This window comes from Rhodococcus oryzae (assembly GCF_005049235.1).
Classification (GTDB): Bacteria; Actinomycetota; Actinomycetes; order Mycobacteriales; family Mycobacteriaceae; genus Rhodococcus_G; species Rhodococcus_G oryzae.
This window is the reverse complement of sequence record NZ_SUMD01000001.1, coordinates 167,745-186,274: the sequence shown is the minus strand read 5'-3', so window position 1 is coordinate 186,274 and position 18,530 is coordinate 167,745. Positions and strand designations below refer to the sequence as shown.

The window sequence follows — 18,530 nt, the reverse complement described above, 5'->3', positions numbered from 1 at the left end:
ATATGAAGCTGATCACCGCAATCGTCAAACCGTTCACCCTCGAGGACGTCAAGACCGGCCTGGAGCAGGCCGGGGTGCTCGGTATGACCGTCAGTGAGGTCCAGGGCTACGGCCGTCAGAAGGGCCACACCGAGGTGTACCGCGGTGCCGAGTACTCGGTCGACTTCGTGCCCAAGGTTCGCGTCGAGGTCGTCGTCGACGACGCCGCCGTGGACAAGGTCGTCGAGGTCATCGTCGAGGCCGCTCGTACCGGAAAGATCGGAGACGGCAAGGTGTGGGTATCGCCCGTCGAATCCGTCATCCGCGTACGTACGGGTGAACGGGGCGCGGATGCGCTCTGACCCAACAGGGTCCGGATCTGGTGGCCCCGATCCCGCCGCGACGTCGGCGGGGTCGGGGCCACCCGCGTCCGGGGGCATGGTTGCCGCCGACGATCTGGTCCGTGCCCGGAAGCAGTTGCTGGACGGTGGTTCCCGGAGCCGCCGCCTCGACACGGTCGCCCTTCGGCAGGCACTGGTGGACCTGCACGAATTCTGGCTGACCACCAAGGGGGCAGAGCTCGGCATCAAGCCGGACAGCGGATTCGCCATCGTCGCCGTCGGCGGGCTGGGCCGCCGCGAGTTGCTGCCGTACTCCGACCTGGACCTGGTGCTGCTGCACGACGACCTGGACCCCGCCGTCGTCTCCGACGTGGCCGACCGGCTCTGGTATCCGTTGTGGGACGCGCACATCAAGCTCGACCACAGCGTGCGGACCGTCCCGCAGGCGCTGCAGGTGGCGTCGTCGGACCTCACCGCCGCCCTCGGTCTTCTCGAGGCCAGGCACATCGCGGGCGATGTGGAGCTGAGCAACCTGCTGATCGGCGGGGTGCGGCGGCAGTGGCGCACCGGGATCCGTTCGCGTTTCGACGAACTCGTAGAGCAGGCCCGCACGCGGTGGGCACGCAGCGGCGAGATCGCGCACCGGGCCGAACCGGACATCAAGAACGGCCGCGGCGGGCTGCGCGACATCCAGCTGCTGAGCGCGCTGGCGATCGCGCAGCTGACCGACGCGGTGCCGGGCCTCGGCCCGCAGACACCCGGCGGCGGACTGGCATTCGCGCACGAGCGGCTGCTGGATGTGCGGACCGAACTGCACCGGGTGGCCGGACGCGCCCGCGACCAGCTCCGGGCTCAGGACGCCGACGAGATCGGCGCGGCCCTGCGGATAGGGGACCGCTTCGATCTGGCCCGGATGCTCAGCGACTCGGCCCGCACCATCAGCTACTCCGTCGACGTCGGGCTGCGGACGGCGGGCAACGCGTTGCCGCGCCGTGGCCTCTCGCGGCTGCGCAGGGTGCCGGTGCGGCGACCGCTGGACGAGGGCGTCGTCGAGCACGCGGGTGAGGTGGTGCTGGCGCGCGATGCCAAGCCGAACAAGGACCCGGGGCTGATCATGCGGGTGGCGGCCGCGGCCGCGCAGACCGGCATGCCGATGTCGGCCTCGACGTTGAACCGGCTCTCGGACAGCGCGCCCGAGCTGCGGGAGCCGTGGCCGAAGGAGGCCCTCGACGACCTGCTCGTGCTGCTCGGATCCGGCAGGAACACGATCGCGGTGATCGAGGCGCTCGACCGCACCGGCCTGTGGGGTCGGCTGCTGCCGGAATGGGGCGCGATCCGCGACCTGCCGCCGCGCGACGCGGTGCACACGTGGACGGTGGACCGGCACCTCGTCGAGACCGCCGCCTATGCCAGCGGGTTCACCACCCGGGTCTCGCGGCCCGACCTGCTGGTGCTCGGCGCCCTCCTGCACGACATCGGGAAGGGCCGCGGCGGCGATCACAGCCTGGTCGGCGCCGAACTCGCCAATCAGATCGGCAATCGGCTCGGGCTGTGGCCCTCGGACGTGGCGGTGCTCAGCGCGATGGTGCGCTACCACCTGCTGCTGCCGGAGACCGCCACCCGCCGCGACCTGGACGACCCGGCGACGGTCCGGATGGTCGCGGAGGCACTCGGCGGCGACACGGTGCTGCTCGAACTGCTCTACGCGCTCGCCGAGGCCGATTCCCTTGCCACCGGTCCGGGCGTGTGGGGGGACTGGAAGTCGTCGCTGATCCGGGAACTGGTCCGGCGCTGCCGGATGGTGATGGCGGGCGAGCACCTGCCGACGCCGGATCCGATCGATCCGGAGCACGCGGCGCTGGCAGCGGACGGGGGCGTGCACGTGCTGCTGCAGCCCGCGGAGGGCGCGCACACCTATACCGTCACCGTGGTCGCGCCGGACACGCCCGGCCTGCTCTCGGACGCCGCGGGCGTGCTGGCGCTGCATTCGCTGCGCGTGCTCTCGGCCTCCCTCGGCAGCCACGAGGGGGCCGCGGTGAACTCGTTCACCGTTGCGCCCCGGTTCGGTGCGCCGCCGCAGGCAGGCCTGCTGCGCCAGGAACTCATCCGGGCCATCTCCGGGGAACTGGACCTGGTCGCGATGCTCGAGGCGAAGGAGCAGCAGGCGCTGGCCGAGCAGGCGCTCGAGCGGGGCGCCGAGGGCGTGCCGGTCCAGTACGCGCAGGCGCCGCCGCGGATCATCTGGTTCGACACCCCGGTGGAGGGCCAGGTGATCCTCGAACTGAGGGCCGAGGACCGGCTCGGCCTGCTGTGCCGGCTGGCGAGCGTGCTCGAGCACCACGGTGCCGACATCCGCTGGGCGCGAGTCTCCACGCTCGGCTCGTCGGTGGTCGACGCGTTCTGCCTGCATCTCGGCGACACCGACTCGCGGGTCACCAGGGAAGAGTTCGAGGCGGCGATGCTCGCGGTGGTCCCGGCGCCCCGGCCGCGCACGAGCGAGGGCGCCGAGGATGGCGCCACGGACGGGGGCTCCGGGTAGAGCGGCTAGGCTTGACCGAAACGCCCACGCGACAGCCAGGAGCCCGATCGGTGTTCGAATCCCTTTCCGACAGGTTGACCGGTGCCCTCAAGGACCTCCGGGGCAAGGGGCGCCTCTCCGGCGCCGACATCGATGCCACCTGCAGGGAGATCCGGCTCGCCCTGCTCGAGGCCGACGTTGCGCTGCCCGTGGTGCGCGCCTTCATCGAGAAGATCAAGGTGCGCGCCAAGGGCGCCGAGGTCTCCGGTGCACTGAACCCGGCGCAGCAGGTCGTCAAGATCGTCAACGAAGAGCTCGTCGGGATCCTCGGCGGCGAGACCAGGCGGCTCCGGTTCGCGAAGAACCCGCCGACCGTCATCATGCTGGCCGGCCTGCAGGGCTCCGGTAAGACCACCCTCGCGGGCAAGCTCGCGAAGTGGCTGACCGGGCAGGGACACACGCCGCTCCTGGTGGCCTGCGATCTGCAGCGTCCGGGCGCGGTCAGCCAGCTCCAGATCGTCGGTGAGCGCGCGGGCGCCGCGGTGTACGCGCCGCACCCGGGCACCTCGATCGGCGGCGGCGAGAACGCGCTGGGTCAGTCCGCCGCCGACCCGGTCGACATCGCCCGGCAGGGCATCGCGGAGGCCAGGGCCAAGCAGCACGACGTGGTGATCGTCGACACCGCCGGACGCCTCGGCATCGACGAGGAGCTGATGGGTCAGGCGGCGGGCATCCGCGACGCCGTCAACCCGGACGAGATCCTGTTCGTCCTCGACGCGATGACCGGTCAGGACGCCGTCCAGACGGCGGAGGCGTTCCGTGCGGGCGTCGGCTTCACCGGCGTGGTGCTCACCAAGCTCGACGGCGACGCCCGCGGCGGTGCCGCGCTGAGCGTCCGCGAGATCACCGGCGAGCCGATCATGTTCGCCTCCACGGGCGAGAAGCTCGAGGACTTCGACGTCTTCCACCCGGACCGGATGGCCAGCCGGATCCTCGGCATGGGCGACGTGCTCAGCCTGATCGAGCAGGCCGAGCAGGTCTTCGACGCGAAGCAGGCCGAGGCCACCGCCCAGAAGATCGGTTCCGGCCAGCTCACCCTCGAGGACTTCCTCGAGCAGATGATGGCCGTGCGGAAGATGGGCCCGATCGGCAACCTGCTCGGCATGCTGCCCGGCGCCGGGCAGATGAAGGACGCGCTCGCCAACGTCGACGAAAAGCAGCTCGATCGGGTCCAGGCGATCATCCGCGGCATGACGCCCGCGGAGCGCGACGACCCGAAGATCATCAACGCCTCCCGTCGGCTGCGCATCGCCAACGGCTCCGGTGTCAAGGTCTCCGACGTCAACCAGTTGGTGGACCGGTTCTTCGAGGCCCGCAAGATGATGGCCGCGATGGCAGGCCGGATGGGGATGCCTGGAGCCCGCGCCAACCAGCGCAGCAAGAAGGGCAAGAAGGGCAAGAAGGGCGGCAAGGGGCCGACGCAGCCGAAGATCCGCGGCGGCTTCCCGGGCATGCCCGGTGGGATGCCGGGTGGGATGCCCGCCGGGTTCCCCGGACTGCCCGCGGGCATGGACCTGTCGAAGATGCCGAAGGGTCTCGACGAGCTGCCGCCCGGCCTCGAGGGCATCGACCTGTCCCAGCTGAAGCTGCCCAAGAAGTAGCCGTGGCGCCTGCCCGCCCAGGTTCCTTCCGGCTGCGCGGTGTCGGGTTGCCCGACGGGCAGCCGCTGGAACTGTGGGTCGGCGGCGGGGTGATCTCCGATCAGCCGGTGCCCGGCGCGGAGTCGCTGTGCGAATCGGGCTGGATCCTGCCCGGGCTGGTCGACGCGCACTGCCACGTCGGTATCAAGTACGGCGGGGGTCACGAGGACCGGCCGGGAATGATCGCGCAGGCCGAGGCCGAACGCGCGGTCGGGGCGCTGCTGCTGCGCGACGCGGGGTCGCCGGTGGACACCCGGGACCTCGACGCGCGCGAGGACCTGCCGCGGATCATCCGGGCCGGTCGGCACATCGCGATGCCGAAGCGGTACATCCCCGGCCTTGCCGTCGATCTCGAGGACGAGTCGCAGCTGCCGGAGGCGGTCACCCAGCAGGCGCTGCTCGGCGACGGCTGGGTCAAGATCGTCGGGGACTGGATCGATCGCTCGGTGGGGGACCTGCGCCCGCTGTGGAGCGACGACATCCTCAAGGAGTCCATCGAGGCCGCACACAGGGTCGGCGCCCGGGTGACCGCGCACGTCTTCTCCGAGGACGCGCTGCCGGGCCTGATCAACGCAGGCATCGACTGCATCGAGCACGGCACCGGCCTGACCTCGGAGACGATCGAGCTGATGGTCGAACGCGGCACCGCGCTGGTGCCGACGCTGATCAACATCGACACCTTCCCCGGCATCGCGGACTCGGCCACCCGGTACCCGGCCTACGCACGCCACATGCGGGAGCTGCACTCGCGGGTCCGTCGCACCGTCGGCGACGCGCACGACGCGGGCATCCCGATCTACGCGGGCACCGACGCCGGCGGCTCGATCGTGCACGGGCGGGTCGCGGACGAGGTCGCCGCGCTCGCGCAGGCCGGACTGGGACCGACGCGCGCCCTCGGCGCGGCCTGCTGGGACGCCAGGGCCTGGCTCGGTCGGCCCGGGCTCGAGCCCGGCGCGCCCGCCGACCTGCTCGTCTACGAGCAGGACCCGCGCACCGGGCCCGAGGTGCTCGCCGCCCCGGACCTGGTCATGCTGCGCGGCCGGGTGGTCGAGGTGCGCGGCCAGGTCGTGTGATGCGGTCTATTTGACGCAGGGATCGGCCCCGGCATCGGCGCGACCGGTGAACCGGACCTCGCTGACCGAGGTGACGTCGTTGAACGGCGCGGATTCCTGGCCTGCCGCGTTCTTCACCGGCTGACCGTCGACTGTCTCGTTGATCGTCAGGGTGACCGTCTTGGCCGCCTTGTCGACATCGAGCGCCTGGATGCCGCGCTCCGGCCGGACCTCCTGGACGACCGAGGTGCCGTCATCGAAGGCCCAGGTCACCTTCGTGACCTTGCGGTTCTGCGCGAATCGGTCCGAGCCGTCCACGTCCTTCTTGTCGTAGCCGGGATCGATCCCGACGGAGGTGAGGTCGAGCTTGCAGGCGAAGCTCACCGAGAGCACCTGGCCCTTGGTGCCCGCGCAGCGCCAGGCGGTGGTGACGTCGCCGTCGGTGGCGTTCGGGGCCTCGTAGGAGTTCTTGCGCCCGGTGGAGTCGACAGCGGGCGGGTAGGCGGCGCAGGTGGGGACGGCACCGGTCGGGGTGATCGCGGCGGGGTCGGTTCCGAAGTCGCCGAAGTCGCCACCGCCGAAGGCGTCGCCGTCGGCGGATTCCTCCGTGGCTGCCGTCGCCTCGCCGTTCGTGTCGCGGGCCAGCGTCGAGTTGAGCAGGAAGCCGCCGCCGGCGAGCAGCACGACTGCGGCGGTGACGGCAGCGATGATGCCGAGCCAGCCCTTCCAGGACAGCGGCCCGCGCCCGGGCGCGGGCGCGGGAGCTGGCCCATTGGGCGCGTCGAAAAAGGGCTGGGCGGGCGGCGGGGGCGGTGGCGGCGGGGGAGTCGCCTCGGCGGCGGGGCGAGGTCCGTCGTCGGGGGTCACGGGGCCTCCACCTTCTGGGCGGCCTTGTCGGTGGACTGCTTCGCGGACTTGTCGGCCTCGCCCTTGTCCTTGTCGGCGGGCGCGTCCGCGTCCTTGTCCGTCGTCTCGTCCCCGGGCTTGGCTTCGGTGCGGTCCGGGCGTGCCTTCAGTGCGGCGTCCACCTCGGGGTCGCCCAGCTCGGCCAGCCAGTCCAGCAGGTCGGGATAGGCGCTGGGGTTGGCCGCGACGTACGGCCGCAACGCGGCATCGGACTGGGCAATGTGCCCGAGCGTCTGCAGAGGCGTGTACGGATCGAGCGCCAGTGCCTGCGTGTACGGCTTGGTCGGGGCGGGCGACCCGAGCGCGGGCGGCGGCGTCCCGGGGACCTCCGCGTCCAGGTGCTCGGCCGGTGCGGGCGGGAGACCGGCGCCCAGATCGAGTACGCGGGCGGCGCGGGGCTGCACCAGCCCGAGGTCGTAGGCCAGGGCGAGGAACGCCGCGACGGTCTGCAGGATCGACAGGACGAGGATCGCGATGCCGCCCCAGCCGAGCGAGACGGCCAGGCTCTCGTCGTCGGAATCGTCGAAGAAGTTGCCGGTGAAGGTGGGGACGTTGCTGATCGCGATCAGCAGGAACAGGGCCAACAGGGCGCCGACCGCGGCCGCGGCGGTCGCGATGGCCCGCAGGACCGGCGCCGCGCCGGGGAACTGGGACAGCCGGGACACGGTGGACAGGCCCGCACTGATGCCGGAGAACAGCAGGAAGACGACGACGAGCAGGGCCTGCGGGAGGAGGAAGCCGCTGATGTTGATCACATCGCCGGAGGTTCGGACGACGAAGTAGGGGCCGAAGCCGAGCAACAGGTTGAGTAGGCCGAGCGTGAGCACTGCGATGCCCAGTGCGTTCGGTCGGCCGACGGCCGGAACCGGTGGCCCCGCGATGGGCGCTGCGAACGGCGCGTTGGACATGATCCCCCTTGTGAACGAGCGACGACTTCGGTCGAATTCGTCACCGACCTGCGGTGATGACGTGCCAACGAAGTCTAGGCCGAGGGGGCGCCCGCGGAAGGGCGAAACACCGGCGGCCGCGGGCGATTAACGGAGCGACCTCATCGTCTGGCAGAATGGACCGCTGTTCGCCCGTCTCCGGTTACGTACCGCGCGGCGGTCACGACAACCCCTCAACGCGAAACCGGGTGCGCAGGCCTTGCGCATCGCTGAATTGCGCCGTGACCATCTGAAAGGCTCCACCATGGCTGTCAAGATCAAGCTCATGCGGCTCGGCAAGATCCGCACCCCGCACTACCGCATCGTCATCGCCGACTCTCGCACCCGCCGCAACGGCCGTGCGATCGAGACCATCGGCAAGTACCACCCCAAGGAAGAGCCCTCCCTGATCGAGATCGACTCGGAGCGTGCGCAGTACTGGCTGGGTGTCGGCGCGCAGCCGACCGAGCCGGTCGAGAACCTGCTCAAGATCACCGGCGACTGGCAGAAGTTCAAGGGCCTGCCGGGCACCGAGGGCACCCTGAAGGTCAAGGAAGCCAAGCCGTCCAAGCTGGAGCTCTTCCAGGCCGCGCTGGCGCAGGCCGACAGCGAGCCGGTGGCCGAGGCCATCACCCCGAAGAAGAAGGCCGCCAAGAAGGCCGACACGGAGGAGGCCACCGAGGCCCCCGCCGAGGCCGAGGCCGCCGCGGATTCCGAGGCTGCTGACAAGTGAGTGCCGTTGTCGCCGATGCCGTCGAACAGCTCGTTCGCGGCATCGTCGCCAACCCCGACGACGTCCGGGTCGAGCTCTCGACCGGACGCCGTGGGCGGACGGTCGAGGTGCACGTGAACCCCGAGGACCTGGGCAAGGTCATCGGTCGTGGCGGACGCACCGCCACCGCGTTGCGGACCCTGGTCACCGGTATCGGTGGCCGCGGTATCCGCGTCGACGTGGTCGACACCGATCAGTAAATCAGTGGAGCTCGTCATCGGGCGTGTGGCCAAGTCACACGGCATCAGGGGTGAGTTGGCCGTAGACATACGGACCGACGATCCCGAAGAGCGTTTTGCGGTCGGCACCGTGCTGCACGGCCGCAAGCCCCGCGAGCAGAAACTCACCAGCTACACGGTGGAAGCCGCCCGGGAACACTCCGGGCGGCTTCTGCTGCGTCTCAAGGGGATCGACGATCGCACGGCGTCGGACGCGATCCGCGGCACGCTGTTCATCGTCGACACCGCGGACCTGGCGCCGTCGGATGATCCCGATGAGTTCTACGACCACGAGCTCGAGGGCCTCGCCGTCCGGCTGGGCGACGGCACCCCGGTCGGCTCCGTCATCGAGGTGCTGCACTCGGCCGCGGGAGAGTTGCTCTCCGTGCGTCCGGAGGGGCAGAAGACCGGCGAGATCCTGATCCCGTTCGTCGCGGCCATCGTCACCTCCGTGTCCGTCGCCGACGGAGTCATCGAGATCGATCCGCCTGAGGGACTTCTGAATCCGGAGTAGCTGTGCGCCTCGACGTCATCACGATCTTCCCCGAGTACCTCGAGCCGTTGCGAACGGCGTTGCTGGGCAAGGCCATCGACAAGGGCCTGATCTCCGTCGGCGTGCACGACCTGCGGGACTGGACGCACGACGTCCACAAGGCGGTCGACGACTCTCCGTACGGCGGCGGCCCGGGCATGGTGATGAAGCCGACCGTGTGGGGCGAGGCACTGGACGAGGTGCTCGGCACTGACCCGGACCCGGACACGCTGCTGGTGGTCCCCACCCCGGCGGGCGTGCCCTTCACACAGGACACCGCGCACCGATGGGCGGGGGAGAAGCGCCTCGTGTTCGCCTGCGGCCGCTACGAGGGCATCGATCAGCGGGTGTTCGACGACGCGGCCAGGCGGGTGCGGGTCGAGGAGGTCAGCATCGGCGACTACGTCCTCATCGGGGGCGAGGCCGCGGTGCTGGTGATGGCCGAGGCCGTCGTCCGGCTGCTCCCCGGCGTGCTCGGCAATCAGCAGTCGCACCAAGAGGATTCGTTCTCCGACGGCCTGCTGGAGGGTCCGAGCTACACCCGGCCGGTGAGCTGGCGTGAGCTCGAGGTGCCGCCGATCCTGCTCTCCGGTGACCACGCCAAGGTGGCCCGCTGGCGCCGGGAACAGTCGCTGTTGCGCACCGGCGAACGCCGCCCCGACCTGCTCGAACACGTCGAGCTCACCGACGCGGATCGCTCAGTTCTCGAGCCCTGACGGTGCCTGCCGGTAGGGTCGATCGCCGTGACCTCAGCTCCGAATGCACCAGCTCTGAAATCAGTCAACGCGCGCATCGCGGAGGAACTCGGCGTCCGGGAAGAGCAGGTCCGCGCGGCGGTCGATCTGCTCGACGGCGGCGCGACGGTTCCCTTCATCGCCCGGTACCGCAAGGAGGTCACCGGGACCCTCGACGACGCCCAGCTGCGCACCCTCGAGGAGCGGCTGCGGTACCTGCGTGAGCTCGACGAGCGCCGTGTCGCGGTGCTCGAGTCGATCCGCTCCCAGGACAAGCTCGATCCCGAGCTCGAGGCGCAGATCATGCTCGCGGACACCAAGGCCCGCCTCGAGGACATCTACCTGCCGTTCAAGCCGAAGCGGCGCACCAAGGCGCAAATCGCGCGCGAGGCCGGGCACCAGCCCGTCGCCGACGCCCTGCTGTCGGACCCGACCACCGACCCCGCGCAGTACACCGCCGAGCAGCTCGAGGGTGCCCGCGCCATCCTGGTCGAGCAGTTCGCCGAGGACGCCGACCTGGTCGGCGAGCTGCGCGAGCTGATGTGGACCCGCGGCCAGGTCAAGTCCGCCGTCCGCAAGGGCAAGGAGACCGAGGGCGCCAAGTTCGCCGACTACTTCGAGTTCTCCGAGCCCTTCGGCAAGCTGCCCAGCCACCGCATCCTCGCCATGTTCCGCGGCGAGAAGGAGGAGGTGCTCTCGCTGACCCTCGACCCCGAGACCGAGGAGCTCCCGCTCGGCGAGGTCAGCGTCTACGAGGGCCGCATCGCCGGCCGGTTCGGCGTCGCGGACCGCGGACGTGCCGCGGACCGGTGGCTGCTCGACACGGTCCGCTGGGCCTGGAAGACCAAGATGCTCATCACGCTCGGCATCGACACCCGGATGCGGCTGCGTCAGTCCGCCGAGCGGGACGCAGTCGACGTGTTCGCGATGAACCTCAAGGACCTGCTGCTGGCCGCGCCCGCGGGCACCCGCGCCACGATGGGCCTCGACCCCGGATTCCGGACCGGCACCAAGGTCGCCGTCGTCGACTCCACCGGCAAGGTGCTCGCGTACGACACCATCTACCCGCACCAGCCGGCCAACAAATGGGACCAGTCGCTCGCGACGCTCGCCGCGCTGGCCGCCAAGCACAAGGTCGACCTGATCGCGATCGGCAACGGCACCGCCTCGCGCGAGACGGACGCGCTGGCCGCGGACCTGATCAAGAAGTTCCCGGAGGCCGGGCTCACCAAGGTGATGGTCTCGGAGGCGGGCGCCTCTGTGTACTCGGCGTCCGCGTACGCCTCCGCCGAGCTGCCGGACCTGGACGTGTCCATCCGCGGCGCGGTGTCGATCGCGCGTCGGCTGCAGGACCCGCTTGCCGAGCTGGTGAAGATCGACCCGAAGTCGATCGGCGTCGGCCAGTACCAGCACGACATCTCCGAGACGCTGCTGGCGCGCTCGCTTGCCGCGGTGGTCGAGGACGCGGTGAACGCGGTCGGCGTCGACGTCAACACCGCATCGGTGCCGCTGCTCTCGCGGGTCTCGGGTATCACCGGCTCGCTGGCCGAATCCATCGTCGCGCACCGCGACGCGAACGGTCCCTTCCGCGCCCGCGCAGGCATCCTCGACGTCGTGCGGCTGGGCCCCAAGGCGTTCGAGCAGTGCGCGGGCTTCCTCAAGATCACCGACGGCGACGACCCGCTGGACGCCTCCGCGGTGCACCCCGAGGCGTATCCCATCGTGCGGCGGATCGTGGAGGCCACCGGAACCGGCGTCAAGGAGATCATCGGCAACACCACGGCGCTGCGTGCGCTGCGGCCGCAGGACTTCGCCGACGACAAGTTCGGTATCCCGACCGTCACCGACATCATCGCCGAGCTGGAGAAGCCGGGCCGCGACCCGCGCCCGGAGTTCAAGACCGCGACGTTCGCGACGGGTGTGGAGAAGGTCGCCGACCTCAAGCCCGGTATGACGCTCGAGGGCGTGGTCACCAACGTCGCGGCCTTCGGCGCCTTCGTCGACGTCGGCGTGCACCAGGACGGGCTCGTGCACGTCTCCGCGATGTCGCACAACTTCGTGAAGGACCCGCGCGAGGTGGTCAAGTCCGGCGACGTCGTCAAGGTGAAGGTGATGGAGGTCGACCTCCCGCGCCAGCGCATCGGGCTGAGCCTGCGCCTGGACGACGAGCCCGGCGCCGCCAAGCAGGACGGCCAGGGCGGCGGACAGCGCGCCGCGGGTGGTCAGCGTCAGGGTGGCGGCCAGCGGGACGGCGGATCACGTCAGGGTGGCGGTCAGCGTCAGGGCGGGCAGCGGGGCGGCGGCCAGCGTCAGGGCGGCGGATCGGGCGGCAGCAGCCCGGCGAGCGGCTCGATGGCGGACGCCCTCCGCAAGGCCGGCTTCGGCAAGTAGGCGGCTCCGCCGCCTGTGCGCGGTTGACGAGTCCAGAGACTCGTCAACCGCGCACAGGCGCGCAGCGCCTAGTACCCGCCGAGCCCCTTGCCGATCATCACGACACCGATCACCAGCAGCAGCGTCGCCATCACGGCCGCGTTGTTGGCGGTCAGCCAGGACTTGAGGTTCTGCAGCCAGACCGTGGCCTTTTCCTTGGCGACGAAGTAGGCGATCACCGGCACGGCCACCGTGCTGGCGGCGAGGACCGTGAAGACCACCCCGGTGACCACCAGCGTGGCGCCGCTGACCCCGAGGTTGGCGACGGCCACCGCCGCGCCGACGATCATCAGCAGGTTCTTCGGGTTCACCGCGGAGAGCGCGAAGCCGAGTCCAAGCGCCTTGCCCGGGGTGACCTTGTCGATGGCGGCGAGCCAGCCGGGCATGGTCGGCTCCGCGCCGGGCGCGGGCCTGCTCCGCCATTGCTTGAGCGCCAGCCAGAGCAGGGCGACGCCAAGGACGATCTTGATGGTCGCGGTCGTCGCGTTCCCGCCCGACGAGCTGTCCAGGCCGACCACGCTGGCGATCGTCACGATCACCGTGTACCCGAGCGCGATGCCGAGAACCCAGCCTGCGGTGAACGCCGTCGCGGTGCTCCCCGCCTTCGGTGTCAGCAGCATGAGGATCGCGGCGATGATCGGGATCGGACTGATCGCGACGCCGAGCGCGAGCGGAAGAATGTCACCAATGGCAGTTCCCATGGTTGGCATGGTCTCAGCCGCCGGGTGGGCGGGAACCACCCGAAAAGGGTGACCGGAGGTGGCTGCGCCCGGTGCGGGTGAGGTGACATGCTTCCTTGCATGGCGTCGAACACCCAGTCGTTGAACACCCCACTCAAGAACATGTCCTGGGTGCCGGGCGGTCTCTTCTGGATGGGCTCGGAGGACTTCTACCCGGAGGAGAAGCCCGTCCATCAGGTCGAGGTGGACGGCTTCTGGATGGACACCCACCAGGTGACCGTCGCGGAGTTCCGGCGTTTCGTGAAGGACGCCGGCCACGTCACCGTCGCCGAGACCGCGCCCGACCCCGCCGACTACCCCGACGCCGACCCGGCGCTGCTGGTGCCCGGCTCGCTGGTGTTCACCCCGCCGCCCGGACCGGTCTCGCTCGACGACTACCAGCAGTGGTGGTCCTGGGTGCCGGGCGCGGACTGGCGTCACCCGGAGGGCCCGGACAGCAACGTCGGCGGGCGCGAGCGGCACCCGGTCACGCACGTCGCCTACGCGGACGCCCAGGCCTACGCCGCGTGGGCGGGCAAGGAGCTGCCGACCGAGGCCGAATGGGAGTTCGCCGCCCGCGGCGGTCTCGACCGCACGGCATACGCGTGGGGCGACGAGTACACCCCCGGCGGAAAGCAGCAGGCCAACACCTGGCAGGGCCAGTTCCCGTGGCAGAACCTCGTCGAGGACGGGTTCGTCGGGACCTCGCCGGTCGGGAGTTTCAAGCCCAACGGCTACGGGCTCCTGGACGTCGCGGGCAACGTCTGGGAGTGGACCACCGACCTCCACACCGCCGATCACAGCGCGGGCGGGAAGAACGTCAACCCGGCGAGCTCGTGCTGCATCCCGCGCAATCCGAGGTCGGAGTCGGCGGCGCAGACCGAGGGCGAGAGCTACCCGCGCCGGGTCATCAAGGGCGGCTCGCACCTGTGCGCGCCCAACTACTGCCTCCGCTATCGCCCCGCCGCCCGCCAGGGCGAGACCGAGGAGACCTCGACCTGCCACCTCGGGTTCCGCTGCATCGTCAGGTCGCCGGGGCCGAGCTGATGGACCACTGGCTGCAGCGGGCGATCGTCGAGCCGGGCAAGCTGCCGCTGCTCATGTTCTTCCTGGGTTTCATCGGCGGCTTCGCGTTCATCCGGCTCAGCGTGCGGATGATCCGCGCCAAGGTCCGGTGGTGGCCCGGCAACGTGACCCCGGGCGGCCAGCACGTGCATCACGTGGTTTTCGGCGTGGTGGCCATGCTCGTCAGCGGCGGGTGGTTGATCGCGGTTTTCGAGGACGGCAGCTCGACCACCGGCGCGGTGCTCGCCGGCGTCTTCGGGGTCGGCGCCGCGCTGGTGCTCGACGAGTTCGCGCTGATCTTCTACCTCAAGGACGTCTACTGGGCGGAGCAGGGCCGGACCTCCGTCGACGCGGTGTTCGTCGCAATCGGGGTGACCGGACTGCTGCTGCTCGGTGCCCGCCCGACGGCGATCCTGGACGTCGAGGACTTCCGCGGGCAGGAGCCCTGGTGGGTGCGCGGGTTGGTGGTGCTGGTCACCGTGTTGGGCCTGATGGTCGCGGCGGTGGTGATCGCCAAGGGCAAGATCTGGACCGCCCTGCTGGGGATGTTCGTCTTCCCGGTGCTCCTGGTCGGCGCGATCCGGTTGAGCCGACCCGGGGCGCCGTGGGCGCGGTGGCGCTACGCGGAGCGGCCCAAGCGGATGCTGCGGGCGATCGAACGGGAGAAGCGCTACCACCGGCCGGCGGTCCGGGCGAAGATCTACGTCCAGGACCTCGTCGCGGGCAAGCCGAGCGTCGAGCACGCGAAGGCCGCGACCGAGCAGGAGCTGGAGCGGACCGTGCAGGCCGCGCCCCCGGCCCCGCACCACGAGCGGGTGCCTCGGTAGTCCCGATTTCGTCCCGTCCTGGTCGTCTGGCACAATTGACGGGTTGCCTGTACAGGCCACACCTACCTAATCGGAGTACGAACCAGCCGAGCACAGCGTGAGCAGTGCCGCTCGGTTCCTCTACTCGTGCGAAAACGCAAGGATGGAACAACCGATGAACACCCTGGACTTTCTGGACGCCCGCTCTCTCCGCGACGACATTCCGGAGTTCCGTCCCGGCGACACCCTGAACGTGCACGTCAAGGTCATCGAAGGCTCGAAGGAGCGCGTGCAGGTCTTCAAGGGCGTCGTGATCCGTCGCCAGGGCGGCGGCATCCGCGAGACCTTCACCGTTCGCAAGGTCTCCTTCGGCGTCGGCGTCGAGCGCACCTTCCCGGTGCACAGCCCCAACATTGCTCAGGTCGAGGTCCTCACCCGTGGTGACGTCCGTCGCGCCAAGCTGTACTACCTCCGCGATCTGCGTGGCAAGGCCGCCAAGATCAAGGAAAAGCGCTGATCTTTTTCTCGTCGGCCCGGCCCCGGAACAGCACCACCGTTCCGGGGCCGGGCTAACCTGTTCCGGTGGTAAATACCCCTCAGGAATCGACGGCGCCGGACGGTGCCGAATCCCCCGAACCGATGTCGGGGAGGGTCGAGAAGAAACCCCGCTCGTTCTGGCGGGAACTCCCCATCCTCATTCTCGTCGCGCTCGTGATGAGCTTTCTGCTGCAGACCTTCATCGTCAGGGTGTACCTGATTCCGTCGGAGTCGATGGAACCCACGCTGCACGGTTGCGCCGGCTGCACCGGCGACCGGATCGCCGTCGAGAAGATCAGCTACCGCTTCGGCGACCCGCAGCCCGGTGACGTGATCGTGTTCAAGGGCCCGGAGTCCTGGAACAGCGGCTGGTCGTCCACCCGCTCCGACAACCCGGTGGTCCGCGGATTGCAGGAGTTCGGTTCCCTGGTCGGCCTGGTGCCGCCGGACGAGAACGATCTGGTCAAGCGGGTCATCGCGACCGGTGGTCAGACCGTCGAATGCTGCGACGACCAGGGCCGGATCCTGGTCGACGGCAAGCCGATCGACGAGCCGTACGTCGTCACCGACTTCCCCTTCACCCCGGGCACCCAGACCTGCGACACCCCGCTCAAGTCGGGTCGCTGCTTCGGTCCCGTCACCGTCCCCGAGGGCAACCTCTGGATGATGGGCGACAACCGCAGCAACTCCGCGGACTCGCGCTATCACGTCGGCGACGAGTACAACGGAAGCGTGCCCGTGGACAACGTCATCGGCAAGGCCGTCGCCATCGTGCTGCCGCCCTCGCGTTGGGGCCTCATCGATTCGCCTGATATCCAAGGACAGTGAGTACCTGGCCACCGAGGACGATCATCCGCAGAGCGGCTGGCCTGCGGACGATGGAGTCTGCCCTCATCCGTAGCGGCCTCGGCCCCGTGGTGGGCGTCGACGAGGCCGGCCGTGGCGCGTGCGCGGGTCCGCTCGTGGTCGCCGCCTGCGCGCTCGGGCCCAAGCTGCACCCGGCCCTGGCGAACCTCGACGACTCCAAGAAGCTGACCGAGCGGACGCGGGAGGAGCTGTTCCCCGCCATCACGCGCATCGCCAGGGCCTGGTGCATCGTGGAGATCCCGGCGTGGGAGGTCGACTCGCTCGGCGTGCACGTGGCGAACATCGAGGGCATGCGGCGCGCGGTCGCGGGCCTGGCGTTGTCCCCGGGATACGTTCTGACGGACGGGTTTCGGGTGCCGGGCCTGCCCGCGCCGTCGCTGCCGGTGATCGGCGGCGACGCGTCGGCGGCGTGTATCGCGGCGGCCAGCGTGCTGGCGAAGGTCTCGCGCGACCGCACGATGGTGGCGATGGACACGGACCTGCCCGGGTACGGGTTCGCCGCGCACAAGGGGTACAGCACGGCCGCGCACACCGCGGCGATGGCCGCGCTCGGCCCGAGTCGTGAGCACCGGATGTCGTACGCGAACGTCGCCGCGGCGCGACTGATGCAGCGCGATCCGGTGCGCGAGGACCGCTTGGTGGCCGATGGGGTGGGCGAAATGTACACCGCGGAGGTGCGTGCGGGATGATGATGGTTCACCACAGAGCAGGAGGACGGCGAAACAGATGAGTGCCGAAGATCTCGAGAAGTACGAAACGGAGATGGAGCTCTCGCTCTACCGTGAGTACAAGGACATCGTCGGCCAGTTCGCCTACGTAGTGGAGACCGAACGCCGGTTCTACCTGGCGAACTCCGTCGAGCTGATCCCGCACAACGCGGACGGGGAGATCTACTTCGAGGTGCGGATGGCCGACGCCTGGGTGTGGGACATGTACCGCCCCGCGCGGTTCGTCAAGCACGTCCGGGTCATCACCTTCAAGGACGTCAACATCGAGGAGCTGGAGAAGTCCGACCTGCGGCTGCCCGAGAACGGGCCGTTCGGGGAGTAGGGCGAGCACGCCGCCGCACACTTTTTGCCGAGATCGCACACCCGTTGATCGCTGAACGGGTGTGCGTTCTCGTCAATGGGTGTGCGCGATGTCGGGCGGGCGCGGGTCAGGCGATCCGGACACCGTTCTCCAGCATCGTGGTCCGCAGCACGAAGGCGGCCTCGCCGCCGATGATCTCGTCGACCAGGACCAGGTAGCGATCGACGAACTCCGGCCCGTGCGGGGCCAGCGCCGCGCCGTCCGGCTCGAGGTGATGGGCGAGCTCGTGCAGGACCACCAGCTCGCGCAGCGCCCAGGCCGTGCCGCGGGTGTGCAGCGGGACAGCGATGGTCGCCGCGCCGGACTCGTAGTGGGCGGCGGCCGCCCCGGCCCGCGCGCGGACGGTGACCGGGACGGCCGCGCCCGGCCAGCGCTCGCGCACCCAGTTCAGGGCCAGCACCCGGTCCGCGTAGTCCTGCACCGAGTCGACCGAGGCGAACTTCCGCTCCACCGGCAGCGTGATCGTGGAGCCGAACAGCTCGAGTTCGCGTGCCCCCTTGTCGGCGCGGTCGAACACCTTCCGCACCACGGACTCCGCCTCGTACACCCGGGAGCGCTGGCTGTCGCGGTCGGTGCTCACTCGAGCTGCTTCCTCGCGCCCGCGAGCTCCGGCGCGTGGCCGAGGCGCGCGGCCCGGCCTGCCCTGTCGCCCGCCCGCCGCGCGGTCGAGGAGTGCCCCGCTGTGGCCTTGGACCCCCGCCAGGTCCCGCGCGCCTGCGAGGTCTGACGGTAGAAGTCGGACAGCTCGAGCTGCTTGTCGCGCAGCACCAGCGCGGTACCTGTCAGTTCGGTGCCCGTGGACTCGTCCGCGCGCACCGCCTCGGCCTCGGCGGCCTTCTTCGCGGTGGCCAGCCGCTCGCCGATCCGGGCGGCGAACGCGAGCTGGAAGTTCAGCCGGGCCGTGACCCCGGCGACCGGCCGGTGCGCGCCCGACTTGATGAACGCGTCCGAGGCCCGGACCATCTGCACGAGCAGGCTCGAGTACAGCGCCTCGCAGGCGTCGATGTCGGTGCCGAAGCCGTAGGCGAACACCTGCGTCGAGTTGTGCGCGACGTCGCACTGCACGTCGTTGGCGGCCGCGATGCTGACGAACAGGTGCACGTAGGTGCGCAGGCCCTTCTTGCCGGTCTCGCCGATCGCGACGACCCGCTGGGTGGGGGTGACGCGCTGCTCGCGGCGCGAGGTGTGCGAGCGCGCGACGGCGAGGTCGATCGAGGTCGCGGTGGCCAGGCGCTGCGCGGCCTCCATGAAGGCCTGGGCCTCGTGCGGATTGGTGGTGGACTCGGCCTGGCGGAGCAGACCGCCGATCCGGGCCAGCATCTTCTCGGAACTCACCCGG

General features: G+C 70.2%; 20 protein-coding genes. 15 read left to right on the top strand and 5 right to left on the bottom strand.

Going from position 1 to position 18,530, the window contains the following annotated elements; translation table 11 throughout:
- The first annotated feature begins 2 nt into the window (after positions 1-2).
- Genes FCG67_RS00820 through FCG67_RS00805 form a run of 4 tightly spaced genes read left to right on the top strand, consistent with a single transcriptional unit; the run spans position 3 to position 5,611 of the window.
- Positions 3-341, top strand: a complete 339-nt coding sequence (locus tag FCG67_RS00820; RefSeq protein WP_005240467.1) for a P-II family nitrogen regulator — start codon at positions 3-5, stop codon at positions 339-341.
- Complete coding sequence (locus tag FCG67_RS00815) at positions 331-2,859, top strand: [protein-PII] uridylyltransferase (protein ID WP_136906315.1); 2,529 nt, start codon at positions 331-333, stop codon at positions 2,857-2,859. Before FCG67_RS00820 ends, FCG67_RS00815 begins: the two co-directional genes overlap by 11 nt.
- A gap of 50 nt (positions 2,860-2,909) precedes the next feature.
- A complete protein-coding gene (ffh, locus tag FCG67_RS00810) occupies positions 2,910-4,499 on the top strand; it encodes a signal recognition particle protein (RefSeq protein ID WP_136906313.1) in 1,590 nt (529 codons plus the stop codon).
- A 2-nt stretch (positions 4,500-4,501) separates the two neighbouring features.
- Entirely contained in the window at positions 4,502-5,611 is a 1,110-nt protein-coding gene (locus tag FCG67_RS00805; RefSeq protein ID WP_211243079.1) for an amidohydrolase family protein, read from the top strand.
- A 6-nt stretch (positions 5,612-5,617) separates the two neighbouring features.
- Here the strand turns inward: FCG67_RS00805 and FCG67_RS00800 are convergent, their stop codons facing one another.
- Both FCG67_RS00800 and FCG67_RS00795 read right to left on the bottom strand, forming a co-directional pair.
- The gene (locus FCG67_RS00800; protein ID WP_136906311.1) at positions 5,618-6,457 is read right to left on the bottom strand and encodes an NADase-type glycan-binding domain-containing protein; all 840 of its coding nucleotides are present in this window, start codon (positions 6,455-6,457) and stop codon (positions 5,618-5,620) included.
- Complete coding sequence (locus FCG67_RS00795; RefSeq protein ID WP_136906309.1) at positions 6,454-7,404, bottom strand: DUF5336 domain-containing protein; 951 nt, start codon at positions 7,402-7,404, stop codon at positions 6,454-6,456. Before FCG67_RS00795 ends, FCG67_RS00800 begins: the two co-directional genes overlap by 4 nt.
- Before the next feature lie 283 nt (positions 7,405-7,687).
- Between FCG67_RS00795 and rpsP the strand changes: the two genes are divergently transcribed.
- From rpsP to FCG67_RS00770, 5 genes are read left to right on the top strand one after another with little or no spacing between them, the layout of a single operon-like run.
- A complete protein-coding gene (rpsP, locus tag FCG67_RS00790) occupies positions 7,688-8,155 on the top strand; it encodes a 30S ribosomal protein S16 (protein WP_136906307.1) in 468 nt (155 codons plus the stop codon).
- Positions 8,152-8,394: an RNA-binding protein gene (locus FCG67_RS00785; RefSeq protein ID WP_027499286.1), complete on the top strand. Its 243-nt coding sequence runs from the start codon at positions 8,152-8,154 to the stop codon at positions 8,392-8,394. The genes rpsP and FCG67_RS00785 overlap by 4 nt, the downstream gene beginning before the upstream one ends.
- Positions 8,395-8,398: 4 nt before the next feature.
- On the top strand, positions 8,399-8,926 hold the full coding sequence (gene rimM / locus FCG67_RS00780; RefSeq protein ID WP_136906305.1) for a ribosome maturation factor RimM: 528 nt from the start codon (positions 8,399-8,401) through the stop codon (positions 8,924-8,926).
- A gap of 2 nt (positions 8,927-8,928) precedes the next feature.
- Positions 8,929-9,660, top strand: coding sequence for a tRNA (guanosine(37)-N1)-methyltransferase TrmD (gene trmD, locus FCG67_RS00775; RefSeq protein WP_136906303.1), 732 nt, complete (start codon positions 8,929-8,931; stop codon positions 9,658-9,660).
- A 27-nt stretch (positions 9,661-9,687) separates the two neighbouring features.
- A complete protein-coding gene (locus FCG67_RS00770; protein WP_136906301.1) occupies positions 9,688-12,069 on the top strand; it encodes a Tex family protein in 2,382 nt (793 codons plus the stop codon).
- 68 nt (positions 12,070-12,137) lie between these two features.
- Here FCG67_RS00770 and FCG67_RS00765 read toward each other — a convergent pair whose 3' ends face one another.
- Positions 12,138-12,809, bottom strand: coding sequence for a GAP family protein (locus FCG67_RS00765; protein WP_136906299.1), 672 nt, complete (start codon positions 12,807-12,809; stop codon positions 12,138-12,140).
- A 141-nt stretch (positions 12,810-12,950) separates the two neighbouring features.
- Here FCG67_RS00765 and FCG67_RS00760 point away from each other — a divergent pair, with 141 nt between their 5' ends.
- The 6 genes from FCG67_RS00760 to FCG67_RS00735 all read left to right on the top strand — a co-directional run bounded on the left by FCG67_RS00760 (position 12,951) and on the right by FCG67_RS00735 (position 17,152).
- Positions 12,951-13,874, top strand: a complete 924-nt coding sequence (locus tag FCG67_RS00760; protein ID WP_136907097.1) for a formylglycine-generating enzyme family protein — start codon at positions 12,951-12,953, stop codon at positions 13,872-13,874.
- Positions 13,874-14,719, top strand: a complete 846-nt coding sequence (locus FCG67_RS00755) for a hypothetical protein (RefSeq protein WP_136906297.1) — start codon at positions 13,874-13,876, stop codon at positions 14,717-14,719. The genes FCG67_RS00760 and FCG67_RS00755 overlap by 1 nt, the downstream gene beginning before the upstream one ends.
- A 154-nt stretch (positions 14,720-14,873) precedes the next feature.
- Positions 14,874-15,215 (top strand): 50S ribosomal protein L19, encoded by a 342-nt coding sequence (gene rplS / locus FCG67_RS00750; protein WP_027499292.1) that lies wholly within the window; start codon positions 14,874-14,876, stop codon positions 15,213-15,215.
- Positions 15,216-15,337: 122 nt separating this feature from the next.
- The gene (gene lepB, locus FCG67_RS00745) at positions 15,338-16,063 is read left to right on the top strand and encodes a signal peptidase I (RefSeq protein WP_136907095.1); all 726 of its coding nucleotides are present in this window, start codon (positions 15,338-15,340) and stop codon (positions 16,061-16,063) included.
- Positions 16,060-16,791, top strand: a complete 732-nt coding sequence (locus FCG67_RS00740) for a ribonuclease HII (RefSeq protein WP_136906296.1) — start codon at positions 16,060-16,062, stop codon at positions 16,789-16,791. Before lepB ends, FCG67_RS00740 begins: the two co-directional genes overlap by 4 nt.
- 37 nt (positions 16,792-16,828) lie before the next feature.
- A complete protein-coding gene (locus tag FCG67_RS00735) occupies positions 16,829-17,152 on the top strand; it encodes a DUF2469 domain-containing protein (RefSeq protein ID WP_072750096.1) in 324 nt (107 codons plus the stop codon).
- A 106-nt stretch (positions 17,153-17,258) separates the two neighbouring features.
- On the opposite strand, the gene FCG67_RS00730 is transcribed toward FCG67_RS00735, so the two are convergent.
- Together FCG67_RS00730 and FCG67_RS00725 are read right to left on the bottom strand one after the other, a co-directional pair.
- Positions 17,259-17,771, bottom strand: coding sequence for a TIGR04338 family metallohydrolase (locus tag FCG67_RS00730; protein ID WP_136906294.1), 513 nt, complete (start codon positions 17,769-17,771; stop codon positions 17,259-17,261).
- Positions 17,768-18,526, bottom strand: coding sequence for a DUF2786 domain-containing protein (locus FCG67_RS00725; protein WP_136906292.1), 759 nt, complete (start codon positions 18,524-18,526; stop codon positions 17,768-17,770). Before FCG67_RS00725 ends, FCG67_RS00730 begins: the two co-directional genes overlap by 4 nt.
- Between the last annotated feature and the right edge of the window lie 4 nt (positions 18,527-18,530).

Coding starts and splice junctions, on each gene's coding strand:
- FCG67_RS00760 (WP_136907097.1), top strand. CDS start 12,951: ATGTCCTGGGTGCCGGGCGGTCTCTTCTGGATGGGCTCGGAGGACTTC.
- FCG67_RS00755 (WP_136906297.1), top strand. CDS start 13,874: ATGGACCACTGGCTGCAGCGGGCGATCGTCGAGCCGGGCAAGCTGCCG.
- FCG67_RS00815 (WP_136906315.1), top strand. CDS start 331: ATGCGCTCTGACCCAACAGGGTCCGGATCTGGTGGCCCCGATCCCGCC.
- lepB (WP_136907095.1), top strand. CDS start 15,338: ATGTCGGGGAGGGTCGAGAAGAAACCCCGCTCGTTCTGGCGGGAACTC.
- rplS (WP_027499292.1), top strand. CDS start 14,874: ATGAACACCCTGGACTTTCTGGACGCCCGCTCTCTCCGCGACGACATT.
- rpsP (WP_136906307.1), top strand. CDS start 7,688: ATGGCTGTCAAGATCAAGCTCATGCGGCTCGGCAAGATCCGCACCCCG.
- FCG67_RS00820 (WP_005240467.1), top strand. CDS start 3: ATGAAGCTGATCACCGCAATCGTCAAACCGTTCACCCTCGAGGACGTC.
- FCG67_RS00795 (WP_136906309.1), bottom strand. CDS start 7,404: ATGTCCAACGCGCCGTTCGCAGCGCCCATCGCGGGGCCACCGGTTCCG.
- FCG67_RS00765 (WP_136906299.1), bottom strand. CDS start 12,809: ATGGGAACTGCCATTGGTGACATTCTTCCGCTCGCGCTCGGCGTCGCG.
- FCG67_RS00735 (WP_072750096.1), top strand. CDS start 16,829: ATGAGTGCCGAAGATCTCGAGAAGTACGAAACGGAGATGGAGCTCTCG.